This window comes from Mycobacterium sp., from assembly GCF_035623875.1.
Taxonomy (GTDB): Bacteria; Actinomycetota; Actinomycetes; order Mycobacteriales; family Mycobacteriaceae; genus Mycobacterium.
Genome location: NZ_DASPSP010000075.1, coordinates 1 through 3,679 on the forward strand (window position 1 = coordinate 1; position 3,679 = coordinate 3,679).

Below are 3,679 nucleotides of genomic sequence, written 5' to 3' on the forward strand. Positions count from 1 at the left end.
CTTCCGGTGCCGTTGGAAGACGAATTCTCATTCGGGCTCGACCTGATCATCGACGGGTTGACCCAAGCGCTTGCAGGCCATCTCCGTCGGCGAAAAGCTAAGCGCCGCAGCGGCTAAGCGGCGATCGCGTTCAGCTGCTCACGAGTCTCGCCGTCGAGTTCGATGGCGGCGACGGCCAGATTCTCCTCCAGGTGTTGCACCGACGCGGTTCCCGGAATCAGCAGCACGTTCGGCGCGACGCTCAGCGCCCACGCCAACGCGATCTGGGCCGGGCTGTGGCCCAACCGCGTGGCGGCCCGCTGCACCACTTGGTGTCCGAGCACCTGATCCGGCGCCGCAAACGGTGATCTCAAGCTGAAGAACGGGACGAAGGCGATACCGCGCGCTGTGCACTCATCCAGCACCGGCGTCGCAGACCGGTCAACGGGATTGAAAGCGTTTTGCACGCAGGCGATGTCGGTGTGCTGTACGGCCCGCAGCAGCTGCTCACGGGTGACGTTGCTGAGTCCGATGCCGCCGATCAGCCCCTCGTCACGGGCAGCGATCATGACGGAAAGCAATTCGTCGAAGCGCTCGTCGGGAAGGTCGCCGTCCATCAGCCGCAAATTCACCACCGCGAGCTGATCAACGCCGAGCGTTCGCAGGTTGGCCTCGATATCCGAGCGGAAGTCGGCGGGATCGGTCAGTGGCAACCAGCCGCCGACATCGTCGCGGCGGGCTCCGACCTTGCTGACCAACGCCAGGTTGGCCGGATACGGATGCAGGGCTTCGCGGATGAGCTCATTGGAGACACTCGGCCCGTAGAACTGGGCGGTGTCGATGTGGTCGACGCCGAGTTCGACAGCCCTGCGCAGCACGGTCAGCGCCGCGTCGCGGTCGCGCGGCGGCCCGAAAGCGCCGGGCCCGGGCAGCTGGATCGCGCCCAAGCCGATGCGGGCGACCGAAAGGCGGCCAAGTGGAAAGGAATCCATATGGTGAGGTTAGCGTCGAGGAATGGACACGTTTCAGGTGTCCGTCGCGCGCCAAGATAGCGACCGAACTTCTCTTACTTCGTAGCGTTGGCGGCTATCTGGTCGGCGATCCGGCTGCCTTCATCGGTGATGTGAAACCCGCAGGCCCTTACGTCGATCACCACATTGGACACCGCGCTGAGCACACGCTGGCAGGCCCAGCCGCTGCCATCTTCCTGGGTGTCCAACTGGCTGATCTTCGGAGGGTCCCCGATCAGGTTCCCGAAGGTCCACCGGTATGTGTTGCCGTTTTTGTAGGTTAAGGTCACGTTTTGTCCGGCACAGGACTTCCATTGGCCCGCTGAAGTTTGCACAAAAGCGCTGGCTAAGTCGGCGGACGGAAACGCCGCCACGTCTTGGTCGACAAAGTGATCGCTGCTGTCCCCTGGCTCGGCCAACACCAAATAGTTGAGCTTCGTGTATCCGCTGCCGTCATATGTCGGCGTTTCGCCGGGATAGAGCGCCCCATCGCATTCCGGTTTCGACAGCTGCGCCGAGGGTTCGGCCGGCGACTGGCCGAGTTTTCCGGCTTGCATGTTTGTGGCACCCATGATCGTGTTGATCTGCGGGGACGTGAGCAGCATGGACACCAGGCGTTCGGGTGCGATCGTAGGAGCCGTTGTCTGCGGCGACGGCGGGGTCGAGCCCGAGCCGGCGACGAGAGCCACGGCCACGACCGCCACCACGATCGCCGCGCCCACACCGCCGGCAACGAGCCACTTCACGCGTGAGCTGCGGGCCTTACCCGCCCCAGCGTTGAAGTGCGGGGCGGCATAAGGGCCGCTCGGTGGCGGTCCGACGATCGGCGGCGGGACGGTGCCGGGCGACGGGGTGACAGCATGGGTGTTCATCGCCGGCTGGATCTGCGGCATAGGGCCAGAAACCGGCCACGGCTGGGCCGACCCCGCGGGCTGGGCCGGTTGGCTGAATCGGTTCTCGAAGTCCTGGTTCTGTGAGTCGACGCTGCCGGCGGAGAAGGTCGAAGAATTCGCGTCGACCGAGGCCAGCAGGCTCTCGATGTCGGTTCGGACTCGATAGGCGACATCGGGGCGATCCCTCAGCATGCACAAAAGCTGCTTAATGTCGCTGCGCGCGGCCGGATCGTCACCGTCTTCCTCAAGTCCAGATTTGAGCTCCGACACCAAATCTGCCTGCTGGCGGGCGCTCAGCTGCGGCTCGGCGATGTTGTTGGCCAGCCGCATCAGATAGGCGAACGGCACCGGCGGCTCGTCGGGTAGCTCTGAGGGCAGCGGTTGGAGCTGCGCCCGCTGTTGTTGCACGGCCCCGATCAGCTCAATGCCGGCCTCGGCCGTAGGGTTTCGATAGTCGATGATCTGCGTTGCGGCGAACGGAGTTACCCGCAGGCTGGTGACCGGGCCGATCTGGACAGGAAGGATCGGCCGCTCCAAATCGCGGGCGTAGCGCAACTCAGCCTGACACGGTTTGGACGCAAGTGAGTTGTTCGACAACGCAACGATGAACACCTCAGAGTTGCGGATCTGCTCGAGAATCGTGCGCCACCAGGCCTCACCGCCGCCCAACTCCTCATCCAGCCACACCTGTTGGCGAGCGCGATGCAAAGCGGTCTTGAGGTGCTCGATCCCCGTCTTGTCCAGGCTGGAATAGCTGATAAACAGCCCCATGACACCCTCCGACCTGTGCGCTGGTTCGGCCAGGCAGCAAACAAAGCATAGCGACCATACTCCGCCAGCAGAGATTAACGATAAAAGCAGTCTCGGGTCCGGAGAAAGTGTGCGTCGCCGGCGGTTTCTGAGCGGCCAGTAGGCTCTGCTGGCATGCGCGCAGCACAGTTGACTCGACTTGATGGTCCCGATGCCGTCGAGGTAGTCGAGGTCGACGAACCCTCGGGCGACGGCGTGGTGGTCGAGGTGCACGCGGCGGGAGCGGCATTCCCGGATGCGCTGCTCACCCGCGGCCTCTACCAGTACAAGCCAGACCCGCCGTTCGTACTGGGTGCCGAGATCGCCGGGGTGGTCCGATCGGCACCCGACGACGCCCACGTGCGTCCGGGAGACAGAGTTGTCGGCCTGACGATGCTCACCGGCGGCATGGCCGAAGTCGCGGTGCTGGCACCCGACCGCGTGTTCAAGCTGCCGGACAACGTCAGCTTCACGGCGGGCGCGGGCCTGCTGTTCAACGACCTCACCATGTACTTCGCGCTGACCGTCCGGGGCCGGCTGCAGTCCGGCGAGACAGTGCTGGTGCACGGGGCCGCCGGCGGCATCGGCACCTCCACGCTCCGGTTGGCGCCGGTGCTCGGGGCGTCCCGGGTCATCGCCGTGGTCAGCACCGAAGACAAGGCCGAGATCGCGACGGCAGCCGGCGCGACCGATGTCGTGCTGGCCGACGGGTTTAAGGACGCAGCAAAAGAATTGACGAACGGTCGCGGGGTCGACATGGTGGTCGATCCCGTCGGCGGCGACCGCTTCACCGACTCGCTGCGCTCGCTTGCTCCCGGCGGGCGGCTGCTGGTGATCGGCTTCACCGGCGGTGAGATTCCCACGGTGAAGGTGAATCGGCTGCTGCTCAACAACATTGACGTGGTCGGCGTCGGCTGGGGCGCCTGGGCGGGCACCCACCCCGGCGCGCTGACCGAGCAGTGGGCCCACCTGGAGCAGCTGCTCGCGTCGGGCAAGCTGGCTCCCCCG

General features: G+C 65.3%; 3 protein-coding genes. 1 reads left to right on the top strand and 2 read right to left on the bottom strand.

Translation table 11 applies throughout. The features are described 5' to 3' along the window. Positions 1-113: 113 nt before the first annotated feature. Positions 114-971 carry an oxidoreductase gene (locus VEI45_RS06585; protein WP_324851288.1) on the bottom strand — a complete coding sequence of 286 codons (858 nt, stop codon included), beginning with the start codon at positions 969-971 and terminating at the stop codon, positions 114-116. 74 nt (positions 972-1,045) lie between these two features. After that, positions 1,046-2,653, bottom strand: coding sequence for a sensor domain-containing protein (locus VEI45_RS06590; RefSeq protein ID WP_324851290.1), 1,608 nt, complete (start codon positions 2,651-2,653; stop codon positions 1,046-1,048). A gap of 153 nt (positions 2,654-2,806) precedes the next feature. Here VEI45_RS06590 and VEI45_RS06595 point away from each other — a divergent pair. Further along, positions 2,807-3,679 (top strand): NADPH:quinone oxidoreductase family protein (locus tag VEI45_RS06595; RefSeq protein WP_324851292.1); only part of this gene is annotated, 873 nt, incomplete at its 3' end.